This window comes from Flavobacterium gelidicaeli, from assembly GCF_013294005.1.
In the GTDB taxonomy this organism is placed as follows: Bacteria; Bacteroidota; Bacteroidia; order Flavobacteriales; family Flavobacteriaceae; genus Flavobacterium.
On record NZ_JABSNK010000005.1, the window covers coordinates 324,891 to 348,286 of the forward strand.

The following is a 23,396-nucleotide window of genomic DNA, read 5'->3' on the forward strand; positions in this document are numbered from 1 at the left end:
ACCATGATTACAATTAAGGAAGCGAAAACAAAAAAGGAATTAACGACATTCATAAAATTCCCTTTTTCGTTATATAAAGACAATGAATTCTGGGTACCACCTATTATTGCTGATGAATTAGAATCATTTGATAAAACAAAAAACCCTGCTTTTGAAAATGCCGAGGCTTATTTTTACATCGCCTATAGAAATGATGAAATAGTGGGTAGAATTACTGCAATCATCAACTGGAACGAAGTAAATGATCAACAAAAAAAGAAAGTCCGCTTTGGATGGTTTGATGTTATTGATGATATCGAAGTAACTAAAGCATTACTTGATAAAGTTTATGAATTAGGACGTAAAAACAACTTGGAACATGTAGAAGGTCCAATGGGTTTTTCTAACTTAGATAAAGTTGGAGTACTTACTGAAGGGTTTGACCAATTAGGAACCATGATAACTTGGTACAATCCTCCTTATTATGCTACTCATTTTGAAAAACTGGGCTACGTAACCGAAAAGGAATATATCGAAAGTAAATTTCCTTTTAGTAATGTAAAACTTGAAACTTTTGATAAAGCGCAAGAAATAATTAAAAGAAGGTACCAACTTAAACCGTTAAATTTCAAGAAAACTAAAGACGTAATGCCTTACGTAGATAAGATGTTTGATTTATTCAATACCTCTTACGCAAGCTTGTCCTCTTTTGTACCCATTACTAATGTTCAAAAAGAATATTTCAAGAAAAAATACATTAGTTTCATCAATCCTGAATACATCAAATTTGTAGAAGACAAGGACCAGAATTTAGTTGCTTTTGCCATCGTAATGCCTAGTTTTTCTAAGGCATTACAAAAAGCAAATGGTAAACTTTTCCCTTTTGGATTCTACCATTTATTAAATGCCAGAAAAAACAGCAAAGACGTTTGTTTTTACCTTATTGGAGTACATCCTGATTACCAGAGTAAAGGAGCTCACGCAATAATCTTTAAAGAATACCATACTACTTTTACAGAGAAAGGAATAGAAAACTGCATTAGAACACCTGAATTAGCCGATAATCATGCCATTCATGCAATATGGAAAAACTTTGATCCAAAAATTATTTGCCGTAGAAAAACATTTAGAAAAGAGTTGAATTAGATTAAAAACTATTAATTTAAAACATAAAAAGAGATCCATTAGCACAAACTAATGGATCTCTTTTATTTATATTTTTATCAAAAATTATTCTTTACAATCAATTTTATTGTAAACAACATTTCCGTCAAATTTAATTTTGCTTTTATCTTTAAACGTCATTTTCCCGTTAGTTTCTATAATTTCACCGTAGCCTTCTAAATAAGTATTAGCATCTTTTTTAAGAAAAACCAGTTCTCTTACAGCTGTTTTCCCTTCGGACTGAAAAGTATAATCAGCAAAAATAGTATCGCCTGCTACATTTCCTAAAAGCGTACCAAAGCTTTTGTCTTTTTGATAATAAGAATAATCCAACTCCCCTTCAAATTGATTAACCTTATTAACATCAACCGTTAGCGTGATGGTATCCTTTTCAATTATGGCTTGATAGCATTCTTTAGCGGTAGTTTCCAGTGGCGCTTCAACTTGTAATTGAGGAACACTCATAGACTCTTTTTGATTGTCCTTACAAGCAGTAGACAAAGCTACTATTATAATGGTCGAAAATAAATATGCCTTTTTCATAGTTGCTATTATTTATGGTTAATATAAAGGTAAATTTAGCCATAAACACAAAAAACCATTCATATAATGAATGGTTTTTGTTATAACATTCCCATAAAGGAAATTTAAAAAGTAGAATATTTAAGCGTCTAAGTCAACTTTAGTTGTAGAAGCAATCTCTTTATAAGTACCGTTTTCTAATTTCTCACGAATAGCTTCAAATGCTACTAATGTCTCATCAATGTCAGACAAAGTATGAGAAGCAGTAGGAATTACACGCAATAAAATCATTCCTTTTGGAATAACAGGATAAATCACAATAGATAAGAAAATTCCGTAATTCTCTCTCAAATCATTTACCATCACCATCGCTTCAGGTACACTTCCTTCAAGATATACTGGTGTAACACAAGTATTTGTATCACCAATATTAAATCCTTTATTTCTTAAACCACTTTGCAATGCATTTACATTTTCCCAAAGTTTACCTTTCAATTCTGGATGATTACGCAATAACTCTAAACGTTTCAACGAACCTACAGTTTGAATCATAGGCAATGATTTTGCAAACATTTGAGAACGTAAATTGTATTTCAAATAATCAATAATATCTTTATCAGCAGCTACAAATGCACCAATATTAGCCATTGATTTAGCAAAAGTAGAAAAGTAAACATCAATTTCGTCTTGTACACCTTGCTCCTCACCTGCTCCAGCTCCTGTTTTACCAAGCGTACCAAAACCGTGTGCATCATCTACAAGTAAACGAAAATTGTATTTCTTTTTCATTGCTACAATTTCTTTCAACTTACCTTGTTGACCACGCATTCCAAAAACACCTTCAGTTATAAAAAGAATCCCTCCTCCAGTAACTTCAGCTATTTTAGTTGCACGTTGCAGGTTTTTCTCCATGCTTTCAATGTCGTTATGTCTGTATGTAAAACGTTTTCCACTATGTAAACGAACCCCGTCAATAATACAAGCGTGCCCATCAACATCATATACAATTACATCGTTTCTAGTAACCAAAGCATCAATAATAGATACCATCCCTTGGTAACCAAAATTCAATAAATATGCCGATTCTTTCATTACAAAAGCAGCTAACTCATTCTCTAATTGTTCATGGTATTTAGTGTGACCACTCATCATACGTGCTCCCATTGGGGCAGCCGCACCATATTTTAATGCCGCATCAGCATCGGCTTTTCTCACCTCTGGGTGATTCGCTAATCCTAAATAGTCATTCAAACTCCAGTTCAAAACGTCTTTTCCTTGAAATTTCATTCTAGGACCTAATTCTCCTTCTAGTTTTGGAAAAACAAAATAACCTTCAGCTTGTGAAGCCCATTTTCCTAACGGTCCTTTATTGTTTTGAATTCTTTCGAATAAATCCTTTACCATAATATATTTAAGTAATAATTTTAATTTTAAGAGGTTGCAAAAATAATTATTTATATTTTATAAAGGTCTTGAAATTAAAATTATTTTTTCGTAGCTATTCCTGCTATCCACTATATCTTTTACTTTTATAAAAAAAAAGTAAAAGGATGCCGTTCCTATCAGGGCTAAGAGTTCTGTACAACTCCAAATAATTAATTCCTAAAAGAAAGAAAAAACTTTAAATAACGCATTACAACCAACCAAAAGTAATACAAACTTGTCTACTTTTACTAACTATGTACGTTTTAAATACAAAACAACAAATGCAAAACACTTTTATTTAATCTCTAAATAAAGTAAAAGATATCTTTGCAATAAATACTAATTTACTTTAGTAAGAAGTAAATCCTAAACAAAAAACTACAAATATTCCTATATATAATTCTTGTTTTTAACAATATATAAAACTAAAAAGCCGTCAAAACCTTAAACTAAACAATTTGAAAAACATATTATTTGTATGCAGTAGAAATAAATGGAGAAGCTTAACCGCCGAAACTATTTATAAAAACAGCGCTGACTTTTGCGTTAAATCGGCTGGTATCGAAAATTCCGCTCGTATTAAAATCAACTCTAAATTAATCACTTGGGCTGATCAAATTTTTGTTATGGAAAAACACCACAAGCAAAAACTACTACAAAATTTCCCTGTAGAAACAGAAAATACTACTATCCTAATTTTAGAAATTCAAGACAATTATAAATTCATGGACAAGGAACTCATCGAAGAAATAAAAATATCCGTTTCACCTTATTTATAACCTAACCAACATTAACCCACAACAATTAGAGCAGCAATCAATATTATTTCATTCCTCGCAATAATCAAACTTAAAAAAGCTTTGCAAAACAAAATTTTCAATCAATAAAATATTGCTGTATCTTTGAAAAATCACACAATGCAAACAATTATATGTCACAAAATACCCGAGAACTAAAATTAGCAGTCTTAATTGACGCAGACAACGTACCTTATAGCAATGTAAAAGGAATGATGGAGGAAATTACCAAATACGGAACTCCTACCACCAAACGTATTTACGCAGACTGGACGCGTCCTAACGCTAATGGATGGAAAGGGGTTTTATTAGAACATGCCATTACTCCTATCCAACAATACAGTTACACCTCTGGAAAAAACTCTTCGGATTCTGCTTTGATTATTGACGCAATGGATTTGTTATATTCAGGTAAGCTAGATGGTTTTTGTATTGTTTCCAGTGATAGTGATTTTACACGTTTAGCCATTCGGTTGCGTGAATCAGGTATGAAAGTAATTGGAATTGGAGAACAAAAAACACCCAAACCATTTATAAGCGCTTGTGATAGATTTGTGTTTATTGAAGTTTTAGACGGCGCTATTAAGAAAAATGCACCTAAAAGAAATTCAAACACTGAGAACAAGAAAACTGTAGGTAAAACCACTGGCAAAGTTGTAGAAAAAAATATTGCAAAACCATTGAATAAAATCGACGAACCTACAATAGATCTTATTGAAGACTCCATTGACGATATTGCTGATGATAGTGGCTGGGCATTCCTAGGTGATGTAGGAAACTTAATTGTAAAGAAAAAACCCGAATTTGACCCTAGAAATTACGGTTTTGCTAAATTAACTCCTATGCTTAAATCCCTAACTGATATTTTAGAAATTGACGAAAGAGATTCTGATAAAAAAGGGATAAAACACGTTTATGTGAGGTTGCGTTTTAATTAAAAAACCAACTCTTTTACCATTTCATACAACTCTTGCTTCTTAATAGGTTTGGATATATAATTATTCATTCCTATTTGCTCAATTTGTTTTTTTGTCACTTCCATAACATCAGCAGTGACTGCAATAATTGGGATAGCTACATTCTCTAAACCAGCAGCACCGCTACGTATTGCTTGAGTTGCATCATAACCATCCATGACTGGCATTTGCAAGTCCATCAAAACAATATCAATTTTATTCGTTTTAATAACTTCAATACCTTCTTGACCATTATTGGCATAAATAACCGTTGTATTCAACCATTTCTTAGTTATCATTTTAATCACCATTTGATTAATCGAGTTGTCTTCAACCACTAAAATTGTTTTTCCGCCTAAGTCATAAACATCAGGTAAAATATTGTTAGTTGTATTTATTTGCCTCTTGTCAACACCACAATCAACAACTGCTTCATTATCCATTTTTATATTTATTTCTTGCATATTTATTTACTTTTTTTAACATAAATCCCTAACTCATTAAATTAAAGCTTGTTTTTTATTCCTATTATTTTTTAAAAAATCAAATATACATTCTTTTACCTTTTGAAACCTTCTACTGAATTTCAAATTTCTAGTAGCATAAATAATTCCATAGAAAACTAAAATTCAAACTACATGTTATAAAAACAATACAACTAAAACAAAAGAAGCTAAAGCATTATAATGAGTTTTCACGTAGTCAATATTTAAATCACACTATCCTATCAACAATTGTCGTATAATTGTGTAGTGATACTGCGCTAGTAAATCTTTCTAAATTAAAGATAAATTGAGAATATGAATTAATAAAAACTAATAACATCACTATCTTTATTAAATATTTACTTTTGATTTGTATTTTTACAGTTCCTATTTTCTTGGTAAAAATTCACATAACTAACCTAGTGCTAATTGGCTTTATACAAATAGTGTTTAAAATACACTAAATTAAGTATTAACGCTTTGTAAATCAAATTAGTAATTACATTAAAAACAAAATAAACAAGATGAGAAACAAATTTTTTACTTTTGGAATTATAGCTTTAATAATTAGCGTACTCATAAATATATTTTTTCAACACGCTTTCTTTCTAACCATAATTCTAGCTCTTCTTTTATTCATTGGAGTAATAAACACTACGCAACACAAGCACGCAATTTTAAGAAATTTTCCTGTTTTAGGTTATTTCAGGTATTTATTTGAGATGATTGCTCCAGAAATCCAGCAATATTTCATTGAAAGAACCACAGACGGAAAACCATTTTCTAGAAACGAACGCACTATCGTGTACCAAAGAGCAAAAAATATTGATGCTACAACTCCTTTTGGGACACAATTAAACATCAATCAATCAAATTACGAAGGAATAAAACATTCTATTTTTCCAGCAAAAGTAAATGAGGAATTGCCACGTATTATTGTGGGAGGACCTGATTGCAAACAACCCTATTCTGCTTCATTATTGAATATCTCAGCAATGAGTTTTGGCTCACTGAGCGAAAACGCGATTAAAGCATTAAACATTGGAGCAAAAAAAGGAGGATTTTATCACAATACTGGAGAAGGAGGATTAACTGAATTCCATTTACAAGGAGGAGACATTACTTGGCAAATAGGAACGGGTTACTTTGGATGCCGAAATGCCGAAGGGAATTTTGATGCCGCTAAATTCTCTGATAAGTCGAATAATCCTTCGGTAAAAATGATCGAAATTAAACTATCCCAAGGAGCAAAACCTGGGCATGGAGGCGTTTTACCCGCTAGTAAAAACACAGAACAAATAGCAAAAATACGTGGTGTAGAACCACACACAACCATATTATCCCCTCCAAGTCACACCGCTTTTAGTGACGCGCCTGGATTAATTAAATTCATAGCACAACTACGTGAATTATCTAATGGAAAACCGATTGGTTTTAAACTTTGCATTGGTAAAACCAGTGAATTTGAATTAATCTGCCAAGAGATGATTAACCAAAATTGTTACCCAGATTTCATCACAGTAGATGGTGCAGAAGGTGGTACAGGAGCAGCTCCACTAGAATTTTCTGATGGTGTAGGAATGCCTTTTGAACCTGCGTTAATTTTTGTAAATAAAACATTAATTAGTTTGAACATAAGAGATAAAATTCGTGTAATCTCTAGCGGTAAAATAATTTCAGGCTATTCTATTTTAAGAGCTATAGCCATGGGAGCTGATATTTGCAATAGTGCTAGAGGATTCATGTTCTCCCTAGGATGTATCCAAGCCTTGAGATGCAATAATAACAGTTGCCCCACAGGAGTGGCAACCCAAGACAAAATGCTAATGAAAGGACTGGTAGTAACTGATAAATCTGATCGAGTATATTATTTTCATAAAAACACCTTACATTCGGCTAACGAACTTTTGGCAGCAGCCGGAAAATCAAGCTATAATGAAGTTGATATCAGCGTTTTTATGCGTGGAGATGAGTTTACGAACTTATCAGACCTTTACTTCCCAGACAACTTGACCAATGTTTCTAGACTTTAAACTGAAATAATCAAAATATTTCTTCTAATTATATATTAAGGAGTATTATTCTAAAAAATACAAAATGAAAATAGTTTTTGCTTCAAATAACAAAAATAAGATACAAGAAATTCAGCAATTATTACCAGAAACAATTCAGTTAATGAGCTTAGAAGACATAGGTTGCCATGAAGAAATTCCAGAAACAGCAGCTACAATTGAAGGAAACGCAATTTTAAAAGCAAACTATGTTACTCAAAAATACGGTTACGACTGTTTTGCTGACGATACAGGTCTGGAAATAACAGCGCTCAATGGTGAACCAGGTGTCTATTCGGCGAGATACGCAGGAGAACAACGCAGCTCCGAAGACAATATGAATAAGGTCTTAACAGGATTAGCCACAAAAAACAACAGGCAAGCACAATTTAAAACCGTAATTACATTAAATTACAAAGGAAAACAACATTTATTTACTGGCATCGCTAGAGGAAGTATTACAACCAATAAATCAGGAGACAAAGGTTTTGGTTATGATCCTATTTTTCAACCAGATGGCTACAACCAAACCTTTGCCGAATTACCAATTGAAACAAAAAACAAAATAAGTCACAGAGGTATTGCAGTACAAAAATTAATAGGTTTTTTTAAAAACGACAAATAACTGTTCCTAAAGAAACATTTTTAGTTCATAAATTTGTTAAATCGAGACCTGTTTTGTTGTTGAAAACAAAAAAATAAACTATCGATAATTTTACAAAATCATAACATTCTGATTATCAAACGGTACTAAATCATCAAAACTTAAAATAGCATTAGTTTATCTCAATAATTTAGAGTAATTTTGCACCCTATTTTAAAAATACATATGAATAAATTTGAACAATTAGGATTGAGTGAATCGTTACTGAAGGCGATTTTAGATCTAGGATTTGAAAATCCGACGGACGTACAGGAGAAAGCGATTCCCCTATTATTGGAAAAAGACACAGATATGGTTGCGTTGGCTCAGACAGGGACAGGGAAAACGGCAGCATTTGGATTTCCAGTTATTCAGAAAATTGATGCCAACAACAGAAATACACAAGCATTAATTTTATCTCCAACACGCGAATTGTGTTTGCAGATTACCAACGAGCTTAAAAACTACTCTAAATACGAAAAAGGTATTAATGTGGTAGCAGTTTACGGTGGAGCTAGCATTACAGAACAAGCAAGAGACATTAAAAGAGGAGCACAAATTATTGTGGCTACTCCAGGAAGAATGCAAGACATGATCAATAGAGGATTGGTAAACATTTCTCAAATTAACTTTTGTATTCTAGACGAAGCGGATGAGATGTTGAACATGGGTTTCTACGAAGATATCGTAAACATCCTTTCAACTACACCAGACGAAAAAAACACATGGTTGTTCTCTGCAACAATGCCTGCTGAAGTAGCACGTATTGGAAAACAATTCATGAAAGACCCTATTGAAATTACAGTTGGTACAAAGAACTCTGGTTCTTCAACAGTATCTCATGAGTTTTACTTAGTAAATGCACGTGATCGCTACGAAGCATTAAAACGTTTAGCTGATGCTAACCCTGATATTTTCTCAGTAGTTTTTTGTAGAACAAAACGTGATACACAAGCTGTTGCTGAGAAACTAGTTGAAGATGGATATAGTGCTGCTGCATTGCATGGAGATTTATCTCAAGCGCAACGTGATGGTGTTATGAAATCTTTTAGAGGAAGACAAATTCAAATGCTTGTAGCTACTGATGTTGCTGCACGTGGAATTGATGTTGATAATATTACTCACGTAGTAAACTACCAACTTCCTGACGAAATAGAAACTTACAATCACCGTTCAGGTCGTACTGGTCGTGCTGGTAAATTAGGTACTTCTATCGTTATTGTAACTAAAAGTGAATTGCGTAAGATTTCTTCTATCGAAAGAATCATCAAACAAAAATTTGAAGAGAAAACAATTCCTTCTGGAATTGAGATCTGTGAAATCCAATTATTACACTTAGCTAATAAAATTAAAGATACAGAAGTTGATCACGAAATTGACAACTATTTACCAGCTATCAACAATGTTCTTGAAGATTTATCTAAAGAAGAATTGATTAAGAAAATGGTATCTGTAGAATTTAACCGTTTTATTGCTTACTACAAGAAAAACAGAGACATTTCTAGCCAATCAGGTGAGCGTCGCGAGCGTGATGATAACAGAGAAGGTGCTTCAAGAGGTAATAGTAGTGATGGTGCAACAAGATACTTTGTAAACATTGGTTCTAGAGATAACTTCGATTGGATGTCATTAAAAGATTACTTAAAAGAAACACTAGACCTAGGTCGTGATGATGTCTTTAAAGTAGATGTAAAAGAAGGATTCTCTTTCTTTAACACTGACCCTGAGCACACTGACAAAGTTATGGAAGTATTGAACAACGTACAATTAGAAGGACGTCGTATCAATGTTGAAATTTCTAAAAATGACGGTGGTGGAAGACGTGATCACAACGGAAGAAGTGGTGGCGGTTTCGGCGGAAGAAGTTCTGGCGGTGGCGGAAGAAGAGAAGGAAGCTTTGCTCCAAGGAGAGAAGGTTCTGGAGGTTTCAGAAGCGATAGAAACTCAGCTCCTAGAGAAGGTGGTTTCGGCGGAAGAAGTTCTGCTCCAAGAGAAGGCGGATTTGGCCCAAGAAGTTCATCAAGAAGTGAAGGTTCTTCTGACAGAGCACCAAGACGCTCAGAAAACTCTGGTGATGCACCAAGACCAAGAAGACCAAGAAGAGACTAACAATTAGTTAATTTTCTGATAATAATACTAAGAAACTACAAAATATTTAATCCTGATTTACTACTTTTAAAGTCTTAAACCAGTTTATGAAATATTTTGTAGTTTTCTTTTTTTTAACACTATCCTTAATTACTAAAGCACAGACGGTTAACCCATCTGAAAAAGTATCCGGTTACATCTATAATGACAATACTAAATTGCCGTTGATAAATGTAAACATCATCAATATCAATAAAGTTCGTGGTGCCAGAACAGACTCTAGCGGTTATTTTGAAATTGATGTACAGCCTACTGACACATTACACTTGTCTCTTTTAGGATTTCAATCTTTAAGAGTAAAGGTTACTAATGACTGGATAAAAAATAAAATGGCAAAAATCTACCTTACAGAAAAAGCCATTGCACTTGAAGAAGTGGTCATCAGACCATTTAACCTAACTGGTTACTTAGAAGTCGACTCTAAAACCATCCCTGTTAATGAAAACTTTAGATACAGTATATCTGGACTAACCCATGGTTATGAAGCAGGAGAATATTCCCCTGATGCGTTTGGAAAAGTTCTTGGTTCCATATTTAATCCAGCCGATATGCTCTATAATTTCTTTGGGAAAAATGGAAAAGATCTCAAAAAGCTTAAGGAAATGAAAAAAGACGATACCGTGCGCAATCTTTTGGAATCCAAATTTGACAGAGAAACTATTTCAGTGCTTTTAGGCGTAGATAAAAAAGAAATCGCCGAAATATTACAACGTTGTAATTACTCGGAATCTTTTATACAAACTGCTAATGATTTACAAATTATGGATGCCATAAGCGGTTGTTATGAAGAATACAAAATATTAAAGAAAGGATAAAGTAACTTATTCGTTTCTTATAAAATACAAAGAAGATCATTAATCCTCATGTACAAGTGTATATTGAGGATTTTTATTGCATAAAAAAGCAGTAACATCATAATATTAATTACATTTACTCACACACAATTAACTAATCAAACAATAAATACCTATATCATGGCAAAAAGTCAAGACGCGAAGAAAACCGCAAAGAAAGAGCCTCTTAAAACGGCTAAAGAAAAAAAGGACGAGAAAAGAGAAAAGAAGAACGCTCCTAAAAGAGACTAGTTTCTTTTAAATAAAAAACCCTCGTTTAATAATAAACGAGGGTATTAATTTTTATATACAACTCCGGAACTACTTAACAGGTATATTAGCCAAAATCTCAACTAAGAACTTCCAGAATTTTTGTGAAGATGAAATACTTGCTCTCTCATCTGGCGAGTGCGCTCCGTGAATTGTAGGACCAAACGAAATCATATCCATATCAGGATAATTTGTTCCTAGAATCCCACATTCTAATCCAGCGTGACAAGCCACAACGCGAGGCTTCTCTCCTACTTGTTTCTCATAAATAGGTATCAAAACATCCATAATTTCCGATTCTGAATTTGGAGTCCATCCTGGATAAGAACCCGAAAGCTCTACCTCACAACCCATCAATTCAAAAGCAGAACGCAAACTGTTAGCCAAATCAAATTTAGCCGTTTCAACAGACGAACGCGTTAAACATTGCACCGAAAGATTACCCGCACCCAAAACTACCTTAGCGATGTTGTTAGATGTCTCTACAAGATTATCAAAGTCGGCGCTCATAGCATAAACGCCATTGTGAGCAGCATACATAGCGCGTACAAAATAAAACTGAGCTATTGAAGGCATTACTTTGGCCGGAGCAGCTTCTAGTTTTTCAAAAACAACTTCAAGTTTTGGTTCCGTTGTTTTTAATTCGGTTTTGATCTCGTTTACAATTTGTTGCATGTCATAAACAAACGCCTCATCATAAACGGCTGCAATAACTACTTGCGCCACACTTTCTCTCGGAATCGCGTTACGCAAACTTCCTCCTTGAATTTCAGAAATTTGCAAACCAAAATTATCAAAACCATCAAATAATAAGCGGTTCATAATCTTATTTGCATTCCCTAAACCTTTATGAATATCCATTCCTGAATGTCCACCTTTCAATCCTTTAACGGTAATTTTATATCCTACAGAACCCTCTGGAGCTTCCTCTTCATCATACTCTGCCGTTGCCGTAACATCAATTCCACCTGCACAACCAATGTCGATTTCGTCATCCTCTTCGGTGTCCAAATTCAACAAAATTTGTCCTTGTAGAATTCCGCCTTTCAAGTTCAAAGCACCTGTCATTCCAGTTTCTTCATCAATGGTAAACAACGCTTCAATAGCAGGATGCGCGATATCTGTACTCTCTAAAACTGCCATAATCGCGGCAACACCTAATCCATTATCTGCACCAAGAGTAGTTCCTCTGGCACGAACCCAGTCCTGATCAACATACATATCGATCCCTTGTGTATCAAAATCAAAAACGGTATCTCCATTTTTTTGATGCACCATATCTAGATGTCCTTGCATCACAATCGCCTTACGATTTTCCATTCCTGGAGTCGCAGGTTTGCGAATAATCACATTGCGAATATCATCTTCAAAAGTCTCTAATCCAAGGCTTTTACCAAAGTTTTTCATAAATTCAATTACACGCTCTTCTTTTTTTGAAGGACGAGGAACGGCATTCAAATCGGCAAACTTATTCCAAAGTACTTTTGGTTCTAAATTTCTTATCTCTTGACTCATTTATTATTGTTTGAAGTTTAACATTTTTAAAGCTCAAAGTTACAAAGTTTAAATTCGTTTTCCCCTTTATAAAATAATTTCTCGCTTAAAATTAGTACAATCTTTTGGGCGTGCCACCACTATAAAAAGGGGCATATTCATTTTGCGCTCACAAAGCCCCTTTCTATAGCGCTGTCGGGCTTTCGGCGCTACTTCGGTAGCTTGCCTCAATCCCTCACGCAAGCAACTACAAGTCTAGTCATTGCGATTAACGAAGCAATCCCGCAAACTAAAGCTCGAAAAGGACTTTTATAAACGGTTGCAATAACCATGATTATTTCATTGCCTTCAACGCATCTCACATTGGATTTAATAACAGCCGAGGATTAAATCAATAAAAGCTGTTGGCACCAAATTTAATAAAAGCAACGTCCATAGAATTTGAAACAGCGCTTACTAACAGATAATCATCAAGAGAATAAAGAAACCTTCGGAAAAATGAGATTATATCTTTTCAAATTAATCTAAAATTGCTACTAAAATGTTTTATCACCTTCTTTACATCTCATTTAAAAAAAAAAAACGGGATGTTATGAAAAAATCAAGATATTTTAATCTGTAAAATTATTCTTAAATTAAGTTAAATCAGAATAATTGTAATAGAAATTTAAACAATAAAAATAAGAATCATTTTTTTAAGCTAAGAAACACCGTAACTCACTAAATTTTCTTGCACCACTTGATGACAATATAGGTATTCGTAAATTTGAGAAAAACAATAAACATTCATTTTCTACCTAATATCTAAAGGTGGTTTTGAATTTTGGAATTCAAATTATGCAATCAAATACAACTTCCTATACTAAAAATCCCTACTTACTAGCTTGGTTTTTTGGTTTGATCTTTTACTTTTTAGAATATGCTGTCCGCTCAGCACCAAGCGTCATGATTCCAGAACTTTCACACGCTTTTACAACCTCAACAAAGGGAGTAAGCACTGTTATAGGAATGTATTACTTGACCTATTCTATTACGAGTTTAATTGCTGGAATTGCTCTGGATAAACTTGGAGCAAAATACCCCTTATCAATTGGAACCATCATTGTAGGTCTGGGATGTATTTTATTTGCCGCATCCAGTATTTATGATGGCTATATTGGTAGACTTTTACAAGGGGCAGGTTCAGCAATGGCTTTTCCTGCTTGTGTATATTTAGCTTCTAAAGCTTTTTCACCCCGCAAACTAGCAACTGCTATTGGAGCAACACAATCACTAGGAATGCTTGGCGGCTCAGCTGGACAATTCATCATAGGACCCGCTATTAAAAACGGCTATAGCTTGCTTTTTATATGGATTGGTATGGGAATCTTGATTATTGCAGTTGGTATTTTTATACTTTACATCACACCACAAGACAAAACTGAATTAGCTATTAAAAAAGCTCAAAAAGGCGGACTATTATCACCTTATAAAATTGTTTTTAGTAATTCACAAAGTTATTTATCTGGCGCAATTTCAGGACTCTTGTTTGCCCCTACCACTATTTTTGCAATGACTTGGGGAGTTGCCTTCTTTCAAAAAGACCGTATGATGGATTTTGAATCGGCCACACTCGTGAGCGCTTGTGTCGCCTTAGGATGGGCTGTAGGTTGTCCTTTAATGGGATGGATAGCAGACCAAATAGGCCGAAGAAAGCCTGTTTTAATAACAGGAGCGTTACTGATGATTGCTAATTTATTGCAATTACTTTATTTTCCAGAAATCTACCCTGCCTATATCAGTACATTTCTTTTAGGTGTAGCCTCTGGTGCAGCTATGATTCCGTATTCCATAATCAAAGAAAGTAATCCCGACAGTGTTAAAGGAAGCGCAACTGGAGCTATTAATTTCTTAACCTTTGGTGTCACCTCTTTATTGGGACCATTATTTGGTAATTTGTATGGAAATACTTTGGCGACAGCTGTAGACAAGGAAAGCCATTTTCAATGTGCAGGATTATTTTGGGTAATTGGTATTGGAATTGCGATTGTTTTTGCTTTGCTATTAAAAGAAACCGGTAAGAAAAAACAAGAACTTGTTGCATAAAGCAGCCTTGCTTGAATTTTAAAAGAAGGTCATATTGCAAGGTAGTATAATTTTTAGAGCATGACAACGCTGTTTCACGGAATGACTGCGCTTGAATTGATTTCAAAAAAAGCAGCTTTTAATTAACTGCAAAAGTACTTATATTTACCATTCACAAATCAATAAAATCCTTCTTCGTGAAATCTAAATACCTACTGCCTCTATTTCTTGTTATTCAAATAATTGCTTTACAAATTCTTGCTTATTTTCCAGAAAGTATTGAGGAACATTACAGCAACGGAATCTACCCGATTATCACCTATTTTTCGAGAATTTTATTTGGCTTATTTCCCTTTTCTGTAGGAGATTGTATTTATATTATATTGATTTTCTTTATTTTAAGATGGTTTTGGAACAAAAGAAAATCATGGAAGTTACAATGGAAAAACAACCTACTTACGGTATTGAGTTTCTTCTCGGTTTTTTACTTTCTATTTCATCTCCTTTGGGCTTTGAATTATTACCGCGAGCCGCTATTTGAAAAAATGGAAATCCAAAAAGAATATACTGATGTCGAGTTAATCGGTTTCACTAAAAAACTGATTGCAAAAACAAATGCAATCCACAGTCAAATAACGAAAAACGATAGTCTGAAAGTGGTTTTTCCTTACACGGAAGCTGCGGTTTTTAAAATGAATTTGAATGGCTATGAAAATCTAGCCAAAGAACATGATTATTTTACCTTCACGAACTTGAGCACAAAGAAATCTTTAATTAGCTTGCCTTTATCTTATATGGGATTTAGCGGGTATTTGAATCCGTTTACCAATGAAGCACAGGTAAATAGCTTAATACCTTTGTATGGGTTTCCTACCACAGTAAACCACGAAATGGCACATCAAATGGGTTATGCCAGCGAAAGTGAATGTAATTTTATTGGGTTTATGGCTTCAATAAAAAATGACAATTTATATTTTAAATACTCAGGATATAGTTTTGCCTTGAGCTATTGCTTGAGCAGTATTAGGACACAAAACGAGCAAGTTTTCAAAGAAATTATAAAAACTGTCCATCCAGGAATTCTTAAAAACTATAAAGAAAGTGATCAATTTTGGATCGATTATCAATCTCCAATTGAAAAAGGATTTCACCTCTTTTATGATACTTTTTTAAAAATAAACCAGCAAAAAGAAGGCATTAACAGCTACAGCAAATTTGTCGACTTGATGGTTAATTATTATCACAAAAGGGAATTATAGTCTTAAATAAAACTAAATTCCCAAACCAGTAAAGCTCTTTTCATTTGTTTCTCCCTTATAAAACTTAGCAACTTTGACACTTTAAAAAAAACAAAGCTAAACCTCATCAGTTGTAAAAGTTGTAAAGCTTTTCTTTTTATATGGCCTTATAATTAATCTTCCTTCACGGTCAAAACGAATGTAATTGTACACCCAGTTTAAGAATACAACAGCTTTGTTTTTAAATCCAATTAAAGAAAACAAGTGTACAAACATCCATACAAACCAAGCAAAAACACCGCTAAAATGGTAATGAGGCAAATCAACCACGGCTTTATTACGGCCTATAGTTGCCATAGAACCTTTGTCATTGTATTTAAAAGCTTTCATTGGTTTTTTATTGATCAACCTCACTAGGTTCTCCCCTAGCGCTTTACCCTGCTGCAAAGCAGGCTGGGCCATCATAGGATGTCCTTGCGGATATTCATCTGACTCCATTGAAGCAATATCGCCCACGGCAAAAATATCATCATAACCCTTAACCTGGCTGAATTCATTCACTCTTACGCGCTCAACTCTTTCTACAAGCGAGTCTGCAGTAAGCCCTGCTATCAAAGCACCTTGAACACCTGCTGTCCAAATTAAAGTAGCCGTTTCAAAAGTTAAGTCGGAATTTGTTGTTGCAGTACGTCCGTCATAATTAGTTACCCGAACGTTTTTCCAGATGGTAACTCCTAGGCTTTCTAAAAATTTTTCGGCAGCTAAGGAAGACTTTTCACTCATTGTATTTAAAATTCGGTCTCCACTTTGAATCAGGTTGATTTGCATTCTAGCAATATCTAAGTCGGGGTAATCTTTTTGTAAAATGGCCTTTTTCATTTCGGCTAAAGCTCCTGCAAGCTCTACCCCTGTAGGTCCGCCACCTACAAGTACAAAATTAATCAAGCTGTTTTGCTCAACAGTATCTTTGGTTAGTACTGCTTGCTCAAAATTTTCGAGAATAAGACTTCTAATATTTAGTGACTGCGGTATGGTTTTCATGGCCATACTGTATCGTTTTATATCTCTATTACCAAAATAATTTGTTTTGGATCCTGTAGCAATAACTAGGTAGTCATAAGTAAGATTCCCTATTTCGGTAACGATCTGTTTGTTTTTAGTATCAATTTCCTGAACTGAAGTTAGTCTAAAATAACAGTCGTCATATTCTTGAATTACTTTGCGAATAGGATAAGCAATTGACCCAGCCTCAAGTCCGCCAGTAGCTACTTGATATAGCAGAGGTTGAAATGTATGGTAATTGTGCTTGTCTAAAAGCACGACTTGCACCGCTTGGTTTTTAAGTTGTTTTGCCAATGCGATTCCGGCGAAACCGCCTCCTATAATAACAATTCTTGGTAAAGACGAATCAGGTATGTTCATGTTTGTGTTGCTTCAATATTGCTGCGTTTCAAATATACAATCTTCTTGTTTTATTTGCGCACTCTCTTACATATTAAATATAATTTTTCGTTTTTAAAACTACTCATTGAACCTTTATTTTATAGGAAGTTATAGGAAATAGACGCCGTTAAATAGCCCCGATGGCAATGAAAATCCTCCCGCTTTTTTCGGGAGATTGTAATGTACAGCGGGACAACTGTTCCTATAAATTTTAAATGTGGTGCTCCAAAAAATTAAAAGCGATTTTTTACTCAAAAAAGTAGTTTACCTTGTAACAAAATCAAGCTTTAGGTAACTAACGTATATATGACTGAAAATCTAGAACATTCTTTTGTACAGCAGCTGCAGGAAAATCAGAATATAATCCACAAGATATGTAGGCTATATACTGATTGTGAGGACTCGCACAAAGATTTGTTTCAAGAAGTTACGATTCAGTTATGGAAAGCTTTTCCGAAGTTTAGAGGGGACAGCAAATTTTCTACGTGGGCATATCGTGTTGCGCTAAACACTGCAATTACTTTATACCGAAAAAACAAGCGCTCGATTGCGACAGTTGAATATGAAAGCAGGCAACATTTTACTAAGGAAATTGAATATAATTACGAAGAAGAGGAGCAAATAAAGCTCATGTATAAAGCAGTTTACCAATTAAATGACATTGAAAAAGCGTTGATCTTTATGTATTTAGAAGATAAAGATTATCGTGAAATTGCAGAAACGTTAGGTATTAGCGAGGTTAATGCAAGGGTAAAAATGAATAGAATAAAAGGAAAACTAAAGAAAATATTAAATCCTTAAAGAATTATGAAAGAGCTGGATTTACTAAAAAAAGACTGGAAAAAGAATGAGAATTCTTTTGAGCAGGTATCAGAGATTGACATTTATAAAATGATTCATAAAAAGTCATCTTCTATCGTGAAGTGGATTTTAATAATAAGCATATTAGAGATTTTGTTGTGGACGGCGGTAAACATTTGTTTTGACACAGATCATTATACAAAACCAATAAATGCTCCTGGATTAATGTTTCTATCAAAAAGTTTAAATTATTGTGGGTATGCAATAACATTAGTTTTTGTCTATTTATTTTATAGAAATTATATTAAAATTTCTGCTACAGTATCTACAAAATACTTAATGAAAGATATTTTAAGAACAAGAAAGACTGTACAATATTATGTTATCTATAATTTAGCAATGATCATTATTAACTTTATAATAGCCTTTATTATAAGCTTAAAATATGTACCCGAAATTACGTTGTTAAGTGAAAAAATAGCAAATAATAGTAAGGTTATGTTAATAACAGTAGTGGTAGCAATAATGACTATCGCAGTATTTTTTGGATTTTTCTGGTTGTTCTATAGGTTATTGTATGGAATTTTACTTAGAAGATTGCTTACCAATTATAAAGAATTGAAGAAGATAGACTTGTAGTAGTGGTATTTATTTTTTTCAAATAAAAAACCCAGCAATTTTAATTAGTTGCTGGGTTTGTTTTTTTTTTTATAAAGAATCTAGTTTTTCTTTTCTTTATAACTGTATCTTCTGCGTGAGTTTAATTTTTCTTCTTCCTCTAAAATCTCCTCAGGAATTACTTTTAAAAACGAAGGATGCTGTTCAATAGCATACTCTACTTTCTCTACAATTTCATCAATTGTATCGTTATCATAATCAATTACCAAGGGTTCTTTTATGATGAAAGACTGCAAAATTCCTTTCTTTTTCATGCGTAATCCTTTTTTATCGAATGAGCGTCTAAATCCATCAATAACAATAGGTACAACAATAGGACGGTGTTCTTTTATAATATGAGCCGTTCCTTTACGAACCGGTTTGAATGCTTTTGTAGTTCCTTGCGGAAAAGTGATCACCCAGCCATCATCAAGTGCTAATTTTATACTTTCAGTATCATTAGGATTGACATCTTTTTTATCAACTACATCAACTCCTTTTTCTCTCCACGTTCGCTCTACCGAAATGGCTCCTGCATAAGCCATAATTCTAGGCAATAAACCGGCTTGCATAGTTTCCTTTGCTGCAACGTAGTAAAAATTCATTTTAGGATTCCATAAATAACCCACGTTTATTATGTTGTTTTCTCTCCCTTTTAAACTGGCATTAAAAACATGAAACATAGCCACTACATCAGCAAAATAGGTTTGATGATTGGATATAAAAAGTACATTTCTATCGGGCAAACTTCTGATTATTTCAGAACCTTCAATTTTCAATTCATTAAAACCTCTATAGCGCCTATGAGTTGCTGCACCAAAAATTCTGATCAACCACTTTTTTAAGAACAGGATATGACCAAAAGGATTTCGCTTAAATAATCCCATAAAATTGTGTATTAATTTTCTAAATTAGAGCTACAAACTTACGGAATTTATTTTTATGCTAATTTCCATTTGTGCTCTGAGACTGTTAAAATACGAGAAATAAACTAGTATTAATTACTAAATTACTACTCATTTTAAAACTATTTTCAAAACCTCTTTTAACTCACTCAACATCATTGCTGTAGCTCCCCAAACAATATTTCCGTCAATATCAAATGCAGGAACTTTTATATTATTAGCATACGATGTCGTTAAATTTGTCTCTACCACAATGTTCTCACTAAGAAAAACGGACAACGGTAGTTCAATTATCGCAGCAACTTCGCTAGGTTCTGGAATGAACAAAATTTCCTCAGTACAGATGCCTAGAAAAGGATGTACCATAAAATTACTTGGCGGAATATACATTGGGGTAAATGGTTTTATGATTTGCATTTTATCGGGATGCACTCCAACCTCTTCGTGTGTTTCCCTCAAAGCCGTATTGGTAAAAACCACGTCTTCATCTTCGTATTTCCCTCCCGGAAAAGCAACCTGCGCAGAGTGTACGCCCTTATAGGTATTCCTGACAATTAAAACTAAATGCGTTAGGTCCTCTTTTGGGTAAAACAACATCATTACAGCAGCCACTTTTGGTGCAATTTTAGGCTCTAATTGTTTCAAACTTTCTAACCGTTCAACTGGCGCCATAATAGCATGTGCTGCAGCAGCGGGTAATTGAGCTTGAACCAAATTAGGAACATATTTTAAAAAAGATTGAAAATCCATAATCAAAGTCTATTTTTGCAATTAAAACAACATATAAATATAGTTCAGAAAATAGTCGTGCGCAAATTTTCTACAATCTAAATCAAACTCACCAATGTACAGCAAAGAAGAAACTCAAAAATTAAAAAGAGAATTCTGGGTAACATTCGCAGACAAGTATCCAAGAAAATGGATGCTATACGACACTAAAATTAAAGATTTTTCTTTTAAATTTTACGTCGACAATAAAAAAGCCCAAGTTATCATTGATATAGAACCTCGTAATGACGAAACCCGAAATGCCTACTTTGATAAACTAGTCGCATTAAAAAATATCTTGAACGATGAATTTATAAAAGACCTCGTTTACGAACAAAACTACACCTTAGAAAGCGGAAAAACAATCAGCCGAATTTGGGTTGAAAAACTAGGCGTAGGTGTTAGTAATAGAAATTATTGGGATACAATATTTGAGTTTTTCAATGAAAAGATGAATGCTTTAGAACTTTTTTATCTAGAATATGATGACTTTATCAAAGACATCAATTAATTTTTAAAGAAACATTTTCATTTGTTTTATAAATCAAAAAGAAGCTACCAGAGTATTTACTGACAGCTTCTTTTTTTGGTTTAAACCAATTTTTTTTTACCTTAACACAACAGTCAAAACTACATCGCGCCTTAGTTCTTCATTGATCATTTTTACAATCTTTGCTTTTCCATGGCTTAACTCTTCTCTTAAAACTGATGATGTTAGCTCTACATACAATGTACTCCCTTTTAAAACTACATTTCGGGTATAACTATTTACACCGTTTCCCATCAAGTTGGTCCAAGCATCCTTAACGTCAATTTGATCCATGCCAGGCTGCAATTTATTTACTTTAATAATCTGCTGTAAAACATCCCCCACCGTACTCTGATTATTTAGTCTCTTTGCCATTTCCTGTTAAGTTTATTGGTCCTGCTTTTTTATAATGATATTCTTTTTTCTCTTCGTTTCTAAAAACTAATTCCTTGTCTGAAACTGCTATTAATTCCTCTGTCCATTTTGCATAATCAGTAACATAATCTAAATATACTTTTTCTTTATCAAAACGAACAACAAATTTCTCGTAGGTATCATTCACTAAAAAAGTTCCATCTAATTGTGGCATTACTTTTTTTCTGATTCCTTTGTTATCCGTGATTTTAAAATAATCATAGGATTCATTCATCTTGTAATCCTTATCTTCTCCTTTATCAAAAACGACCTTCTCAATCTCCCAATATCCATTCATTTTACTGATATCAGTAGGTTCGATTTTTTGGTTACAACCTACAAAAAATAGGGAGATTATCAGAATTTTAAACGCGTTTTTCATGGCTATAATTATTTATTCATTAAAATTTAAAAGATAAAGTAAAAAGTAAATTTTCAACAGCAGAATCCTATTTTTTATTCGATTATTCTCCAGATAACTACCGAAGTTTTGAGAGAATCAGAATTAGGAGACTTCGTATTTTATCACTTTCTTTAAGCGCTACAAAGTTAGTTTATAAAAACACAAACCAAACAAAAAAAGCAAATCTCTTAAAGTATTTTCACCTCCTTTAAGCATTAACTTCAACCTGCATAAAAAGATCAAAAAAACCTTATGGTTTATTACTGATTGATAATGCGTTAAACGTAGTAAAAGTAAACCAAAGATGATCTCAACAATTACTTACTTCTTTAAAACTATGGAAAACTAATGGACAACCAAACTAAATAGAAATAAAACAACCAGTAAACAATTATTAGTAAAAGAGTAGATACCAATGCATAGAGTAGTTTAATACTAGCTACATTTGATTATATTATGGTAAAAAAGTAGTGTTTTGCACCAATAAAAAAACACATTTAAAGTGGATTAAATGTGTTCAAAATCTAAATATATTAAAGAAAACAAACGTTACATCTTTTCTTCTAAGCAACTGTCAAAAAACAGAATAACATTAATTTTATAATACCTATAGGCTGAAAAATGACTTTCAATATCAGCTCTAAACTTGGTATGATTGTTTAAATAAAAAGTCTCGCATTGTACGTCTTCACATTCTTTAATCATCTCTAACTTATTGATAAACGAAGTTAAATTAGCGTAATAGGTTTCATTAATATCATTTACATTATTTAAATCCTTAAGCAAATCAACTTTCTTTTGTCGGTCACAATTAAAAATTTTAAAAACTGAGGACGTTAGTATTCGTTTAAAAAAAAGAATTTCAATTCGGATAATCGATACTTCTTCTTTCCAAAATTCAATATCTCTATCCATAAATTTCATCTGGATGTCATCAATCGTTTCATGTTCGTAAATTAGCTCTTTCATACACTTTCTTTTTTAAGTAAACTGTTTTGCTGCTTAACTGCAATTATTTCTATTGTATTCAACCCAGATGGAAATTCCCAAATAATTTTATCTCCTTTGGCATAGCCAAAAAGTGCTAAAGCCATTGGTGATAAAATAGAAATCTTGTTTTGTAGAATATCACTCTTTTCAGGAGCAACAATTTGATAACTTCGTTCTACATTGTAGGGCGTACTGATACTTACTATTGAATTAAATCGTATTACATCATCAGGCATGATTTCATCCTCGATTACTTTTGCGGTAAGCAGTTCTAATTTTAACTTTTTTAGTGATTCTCGATAGATTTTATCTTCCTGACTTCTAGAATCGGCTATACTTCGCATTAGTAAGCTGTATTCCTTTTTATCTACTATTAGTTGGCCGTATTTCATAATTTAGATATAAAATATTAATTAT

General features: G+C 33.2%; 23 protein-coding genes. 12 read left to right on the plus strand and 11 right to left on the minus strand.

Going from position 1 to position 23,396, the window contains the following annotated elements; genetic code table 11:
- Positions 1 to 3: 3 nt before the first annotated feature.
- A complete protein-coding gene (locus tag HNP99_RS10070) occupies positions 4 to 1,125 on the plus strand; it encodes a GTP cyclohydrolase (RefSeq protein WP_173853250.1) in 1,122 nt (373 codons plus the stop codon).
- Between the two features lie 84 nt (positions 1,126 to 1,209).
- On the opposite strand, the gene HNP99_RS10075 is transcribed toward HNP99_RS10070, so the two are convergent.
- A complete protein-coding gene (locus HNP99_RS10075) occupies positions 1,210 to 1,686 on the minus strand; it encodes a hypothetical protein (protein ID WP_173853251.1) in 477 nt (158 codons plus the stop codon).
- A 120-nt stretch (positions 1,687 to 1,806) separates the two neighbouring features.
- The gene (locus tag HNP99_RS10080) at positions 1,807 to 3,069 is read right to left on the minus strand and encodes an aminotransferase class I/II-fold pyridoxal phosphate-dependent enzyme (RefSeq protein ID WP_173853252.1); all 1,263 of its coding nucleotides are present in this window, start codon (positions 3,067 to 3,069) and stop codon (positions 1,807 to 1,809) included.
- A gap of 479 nt (positions 3,070 to 3,548) precedes the next feature.
- Between HNP99_RS10080 and HNP99_RS10085 the strand changes: the two genes are divergently transcribed.
- Positions 3,549 to 3,869, plus strand: a complete 321-nt coding sequence (locus HNP99_RS10085) for a low molecular weight protein tyrosine phosphatase family protein (protein ID WP_173853253.1) — start codon at positions 3,549 to 3,551, stop codon at positions 3,867 to 3,869.
- Between the two features lie 152 nt (positions 3,870 to 4,021).
- The gene (locus tag HNP99_RS10090; protein ID WP_173853254.1) at positions 4,022 to 4,825 is read left to right on the plus strand and encodes an NYN domain-containing protein; all 804 of its coding nucleotides are present in this window, start codon (positions 4,022 to 4,024) and stop codon (positions 4,823 to 4,825) included.
- Here the strand turns inward: HNP99_RS10090 and HNP99_RS10095 are convergent.
- Entirely contained in the window at positions 4,822 to 5,307 is a 486-nt protein-coding gene (locus tag HNP99_RS10095; protein WP_173853255.1) for a response regulator, read from the minus strand. The genes HNP99_RS10090 and HNP99_RS10095 overlap by 4 nt on opposite strands.
- A gap of 545 nt (positions 5,308 to 5,852) precedes the next feature.
- On the opposite strand from HNP99_RS10095, the gene HNP99_RS10100 reads away from it, so the two are divergent.
- The 4 genes from HNP99_RS10100 (at position 5,853) to HNP99_RS10115 (ending at position 10,985) form a co-directional block, all read left to right on the plus strand.
- Positions 5,853 to 7,361 carry an FMN-binding glutamate synthase family protein gene (locus HNP99_RS10100; protein ID WP_173853256.1) on the plus strand — a complete coding sequence of 503 codons (1,509 nt, stop codon included), beginning with the start codon at positions 5,853 to 5,855 and terminating at the stop codon, positions 7,359 to 7,361.
- A gap of 64 nt (positions 7,362 to 7,425) precedes the next feature.
- Entirely contained in the window at positions 7,426 to 8,004 is a 579-nt protein-coding gene (locus HNP99_RS10105; RefSeq protein WP_173853257.1) for a non-canonical purine NTP diphosphatase, read from the plus strand.
- Between the two features lie 204 nt (positions 8,005 to 8,208).
- Positions 8,209 to 10,131, plus strand: coding sequence for a DEAD/DEAH box helicase (locus HNP99_RS10110; protein ID WP_173853258.1), 1,923 nt, complete (start codon positions 8,209 to 8,211; stop codon positions 10,129 to 10,131).
- A gap of 86 nt (positions 10,132 to 10,217) precedes the next feature.
- Positions 10,218 to 10,985: a carboxypeptidase-like regulatory domain-containing protein gene (locus HNP99_RS10115; protein WP_173853259.1), complete on the plus strand. Its 768-nt coding sequence runs from the start codon at positions 10,218 to 10,220 to the stop codon at positions 10,983 to 10,985.
- Between the two features lie 339 nt (positions 10,986 to 11,324).
- On the opposite strand, the gene HNP99_RS10120 is transcribed toward HNP99_RS10115, so the two are convergent.
- Entirely contained in the window at positions 11,325 to 12,788 is a 1,464-nt protein-coding gene (locus HNP99_RS10120; protein ID WP_173853260.1) for an aminoacyl-histidine dipeptidase, read from the minus strand.
- 816 nt (positions 12,789 to 13,604) lie between these two features.
- Here HNP99_RS10120 and HNP99_RS10125 point away from each other — a divergent pair.
- Together HNP99_RS10125 and HNP99_RS10130 are read left to right on the plus strand one after the other, a co-directional pair.
- Entirely contained in the window at positions 13,605 to 14,852 is a 1,248-nt protein-coding gene (locus tag HNP99_RS10125; protein ID WP_173853261.1) for an MFS transporter, read from the plus strand.
- 176 nt (positions 14,853 to 15,028) lie between these two features.
- Positions 15,029 to 16,090, plus strand: coding sequence for a DUF3810 domain-containing protein (locus HNP99_RS10130; protein ID WP_173853262.1), 1,062 nt, complete (start codon positions 15,029 to 15,031; stop codon positions 16,088 to 16,090).
- 96 nt (positions 16,091 to 16,186) lie between these two features.
- Here the strand turns inward: HNP99_RS10130 and HNP99_RS10135 are convergent, their stop codons facing one another.
- Positions 16,187 to 17,491, minus strand: a complete 1,305-nt coding sequence (locus tag HNP99_RS10135; RefSeq protein ID WP_173853263.1) for an NAD(P)/FAD-dependent oxidoreductase — start codon at positions 17,489 to 17,491, stop codon at positions 16,187 to 16,189.
- Between the two features lie 327 nt (positions 17,492 to 17,818).
- On the opposite strand from HNP99_RS10135, the gene HNP99_RS10140 reads away from it, so the two are divergent.
- Entirely contained in the window at positions 17,819 to 18,313 is a 495-nt protein-coding gene (locus HNP99_RS10140) for an RNA polymerase sigma factor (protein ID WP_173853264.1), read from the plus strand.
- Positions 18,314 to 18,319: 6 nt separating this feature from the next.
- Entirely contained in the window at positions 18,320 to 18,952 is a 633-nt protein-coding gene (locus HNP99_RS10145; RefSeq protein ID WP_173853265.1) for a hypothetical protein, read from the plus strand.
- Positions 18,953 to 19,032: 80 nt separating this feature from the next.
- Here HNP99_RS10145 and HNP99_RS10150 read toward each other — a convergent pair whose 3' ends face one another.
- Together HNP99_RS10150 and HNP99_RS10155 are read right to left on the minus strand one after the other, a co-directional pair.
- Positions 19,033 to 19,857 (minus strand): lysophospholipid acyltransferase family protein, encoded by an 825-nt coding sequence (locus HNP99_RS10150; protein ID WP_173853266.1) that lies wholly within the window; start codon positions 19,855 to 19,857, stop codon positions 19,033 to 19,035.
- A 129-nt stretch (positions 19,858 to 19,986) separates the two neighbouring features.
- Positions 19,987 to 20,625: an NUDIX hydrolase gene (locus HNP99_RS10155; protein WP_173853267.1), complete on the minus strand. Its 639-nt coding sequence runs from the start codon at positions 20,623 to 20,625 to the stop codon at positions 19,987 to 19,989.
- Between the two features lie 94 nt (positions 20,626 to 20,719).
- Between HNP99_RS10155 and HNP99_RS10160 the strand changes: the two genes are divergently transcribed.
- Positions 20,720 to 21,154 (plus strand): DUF4268 domain-containing protein, encoded by a 435-nt coding sequence (locus HNP99_RS10160; protein ID WP_173853268.1) that lies wholly within the window; start codon positions 20,720 to 20,722, stop codon positions 21,152 to 21,154.
- A gap of 96 nt (positions 21,155 to 21,250) precedes the next feature.
- Here the strand turns inward: HNP99_RS10160 and HNP99_RS10165 are convergent, their stop codons facing one another.
- The 4 genes from HNP99_RS10165 to HNP99_RS10180 form a co-directional block, all read right to left on the minus strand.
- Positions 21,251 to 21,547 carry a DciA family protein gene (locus HNP99_RS10165; protein WP_173853269.1) on the minus strand — a complete coding sequence of 99 codons (297 nt, stop codon included), beginning with the start codon at positions 21,545 to 21,547 and terminating at the stop codon, positions 21,251 to 21,253.
- Positions 21,528 to 21,968 (minus strand): lipocalin family protein, encoded by a 441-nt coding sequence (locus HNP99_RS10170; protein WP_173853270.1) that lies wholly within the window; start codon positions 21,966 to 21,968, stop codon positions 21,528 to 21,530. The genes HNP99_RS10165 and HNP99_RS10170 overlap by 20 nt, the downstream gene beginning before the upstream one ends.
- Positions 21,969 to 22,538: 570 nt before the next feature.
- On the minus strand, positions 22,539 to 22,958 hold the full coding sequence (locus HNP99_RS10175; protein ID WP_173853271.1) for a hypothetical protein: 420 nt from the start codon (positions 22,956 to 22,958) through the stop codon (positions 22,539 to 22,541).
- Positions 22,955 to 23,371 carry a GreA/GreB family elongation factor gene (locus HNP99_RS10180; RefSeq protein ID WP_254596846.1) on the minus strand — a complete coding sequence of 139 codons (417 nt, stop codon included), beginning with the start codon at positions 23,369 to 23,371 and terminating at the stop codon, positions 22,955 to 22,957. The genes HNP99_RS10175 and HNP99_RS10180 overlap by 4 nt, the downstream gene beginning before the upstream one ends.
- Positions 23,372 to 23,396: the final 25 nt, after the last annotated feature.

Excerpts from the sequence above, each read along its gene's own strand:
- HNP99_RS10115 (WP_173853259.1), top strand. The coding sequence starts at position 10,218 with ATGAAATATTTTGTAGTTTTCTTTTTTTTAACACTATCCTTAATTACT.
- HNP99_RS10180 (WP_254596846.1), bottom strand. The coding sequence starts at position 23,371 with ATGAAATACGGCCAACTAATAGTAGATAAAAAGGAATACAGCTTACTA.
- HNP99_RS10110 (WP_173853258.1), top strand. The coding sequence starts at position 8,209 with ATGAATAAATTTGAACAATTAGGATTGAGTGAATCGTTACTGAAGGCG.
- HNP99_RS10120 (WP_173853260.1), bottom strand. The coding sequence starts at position 12,788 with ATGAGTCAAGAGATAAGAAATTTAGAACCAAAAGTACTTTGGAATAAG.
- HNP99_RS10080 (WP_173853252.1), bottom strand. The coding sequence starts at position 3,069 with ATGGTAAAGGATTTATTCGAAAGAATTCAAAACAATAAAGGACCGTTA.
- HNP99_RS10095 (WP_173853255.1), bottom strand. The coding sequence starts at position 5,307 with ATGCAAGAAATAAATATAAAAATGGATAATGAAGCAGTTGTTGATTGT.
- HNP99_RS10140 (WP_173853264.1), top strand. The coding sequence starts at position 17,819 with ATGACTGAAAATCTAGAACATTCTTTTGTACAGCAGCTGCAGGAAAAT.
- HNP99_RS10165 (WP_173853269.1), bottom strand. The coding sequence starts at position 21,547 with ATGGCAAAGAGACTAAATAATCAGAGTACGGTGGGGGATGTTTTACAG.
- HNP99_RS10145 (WP_173853265.1), top strand. The coding sequence starts at position 18,320 with ATGAAAGAGCTGGATTTACTAAAAAAAGACTGGAAAAAGAATGAGAAT.
- HNP99_RS10150 (WP_173853266.1), bottom strand. The coding sequence starts at position 19,857 with ATGGGATTATTTAAGCGAAATCCTTTTGGTCATATCCTGTTCTTAAAA.
- HNP99_RS10155 (WP_173853267.1), bottom strand. The coding sequence starts at position 20,625 with ATGGATTTTCAATCTTTTTTAAAATATGTTCCTAATTTGGTTCAAGCT.
- HNP99_RS10175 (WP_173853271.1), bottom strand. The coding sequence starts at position 22,958 with ATGAAAGAGCTAATTTACGAACATGAAACGATTGATGACATCCAGATG.
- HNP99_RS10070 (WP_173853250.1), top strand. The coding sequence starts at position 4 with ATGATTACAATTAAGGAAGCGAAAACAAAAAAGGAATTAACGACATTC.
- HNP99_RS10160 (WP_173853268.1), top strand. The coding sequence starts at position 20,720 with ATGTACAGCAAAGAAGAAACTCAAAAATTAAAAAGAGAATTCTGGGTA.
- HNP99_RS10135 (WP_173853263.1), bottom strand. The coding sequence starts at position 17,491 with ATGAACATACCTGATTCGTCTTTACCAAGAATTGTTATTATAGGAGGC.
- HNP99_RS10075 (WP_173853251.1), bottom strand. The coding sequence starts at position 1,686 with ATGAAAAAGGCATATTTATTTTCGACCATTATAATAGTAGCTTTGTCT.
- HNP99_RS10170 (WP_173853270.1), bottom strand. The coding sequence starts at position 21,968 with ATGAAAAACGCGTTTAAAATTCTGATAATCTCCCTATTTTTTGTAGGT.
- HNP99_RS10100 (WP_173853256.1), top strand. The coding sequence starts at position 5,853 with ATGAGAAACAAATTTTTTACTTTTGGAATTATAGCTTTAATAATTAGC.
- HNP99_RS10090 (WP_173853254.1), top strand. The coding sequence starts at position 4,022 with ATGTCACAAAATACCCGAGAACTAAAATTAGCAGTCTTAATTGACGCA.
- HNP99_RS10125 (WP_173853261.1), top strand. The coding sequence starts at position 13,605 with ATGCAATCAAATACAACTTCCTATACTAAAAATCCCTACTTACTAGCT.
- HNP99_RS10105 (WP_173853257.1), top strand. The coding sequence starts at position 7,426 with ATGAAAATAGTTTTTGCTTCAAATAACAAAAATAAGATACAAGAAATT.